At 64.3% G+C, this 1,286-nt stretch carries 1 protein-coding gene; it reads left to right on the plus strand.

What is annotated here, in order from left to right; all coding sequences use genetic code 11:
- The first annotated feature begins 109 nt into the window (after nt 1-109).
- A complete protein-coding gene (locus tag ACWDU1_RS32415) occupies nt 110-943 on the plus strand; it encodes a hypothetical protein (RefSeq protein ID WP_450004228.1) in 834 nt (277 codons plus the stop codon).
- The last annotated feature ends 343 nt before the right edge of the window (nt 944-1,286 follow it).

Raw genomic sequence — 1,286 nt, forward strand, 5'->3', positions numbered from 1 at the left:
GCTTGTCGCAGCGTCGGCGGCGGCGCGCAGCGCCGGCGCCTCTTGATCCTGTATGGCGAAATTCGGCAACCACTCGCGGAACGTGATGTGCGGCGGAAGAATCGAGTGCATGACTGGGCTCGTGCTGACGCCTGAACGTCGAACCGAACTGGCCGCGCTGCTGGATGACGGGCCACGGTTGGCGGCGGAGTATCCGAAGGTCGCGGAGTATCTGGATACGGCGCCGATGCTGTCGGGCACCGGGAACCCGGAAGCTGACGCGGCGTTCGATCTGCGTTTCGTGAACTTCATGACCGGGGGTGCGACAGAGTTCGGCAATCCGTATTGGGAGATCGTCGGCCCGTCCGTCGGAGCCGATGGTGAGCGACTGGTGGTCAACGGTGGAAGCGCGAAGGGCAGTGTTCGGCTCGGGTTCGTGCAGACGATTCTCCAGGCTGCCTATGCCTACGCGATCCCTTCTCCCGGCACGCTCGAGTGGTTGAAGACGTTCGCGGGTGGGCGCACGGTGGTCGAGTTGGGTGCCGGTCGTGGATATTGGGCGCGGCTGCTCGACGGGCAGGGTGTGACGGTGCGAGCGTTCGACTACGAGCCGCCGGATACCTCCGCGAATCCTTCGTTCCCGGACACACCAGGGCAGCCGGTGGTGTGGCTCCCGGTGGGTGGTGTGGAGGAGTTCGCCGCCGAGCTGGACGAGGAGTCGGTGTTGTTCCTGTGCTGGCCGCCCGGCTGGGGCAACACGATGGCGTCTGAGGCGTTGGAGCTTTTCGAGTCGCGTGGTGGCCGGCGCCTGGTGTTCATGGGCGAGTCGAAGTGCGGCAAGACCGGCGACGATGCGTTCTTCGATCGGCTGTCGTCTGCGTGGTCGTTGGACAGCGTGGATGAGCAGTACGTGTCGTGGTGGAACCTGGCAGACGTCGCGCAAGGCTGGGTTCGGCAACCGTAGCCCGCTACGAAACATCGCCCGGTCCGCGATGGGATCGGGCCATGCTCTGTTTCGGGACGACCTCGGGCCGGCGCAAGCCCAGGCGCAGCTTTCCCACACCGAGCTCTCGACGACCGAGCGACACTACCTCCAGCGTCAGGTTCGGGGGCCGGATGTCCGGGCAACGCTCGATCGGTACGCGGAAGGAAAGTAATCACTCGAATGTAAGACGAAAATAAGTCCTTGCCCTCTCGTCCCCTCTATGCAGATCGACCCGCTACCTGTTGATGCTGGTAGCGGGTCGATCTCTGTGCGCCCGAAGGGATTCGAACCCCTAACCTTCTGATCCGCTCGTGTGTACGCG

This window comes from Nocardia sp. NPDC003345 (genome assembly GCF_053589395.1).

Bases quoted from the DNA above. Each gene is read 5' to 3' on its own strand.
- ACWDU1_RS32415 (WP_450004228.1), top strand. From the start codon at position 110: ATGACTGGGCTCGTGCTGACGCCTGAACGTCGAACCGAACTGGCCGCG.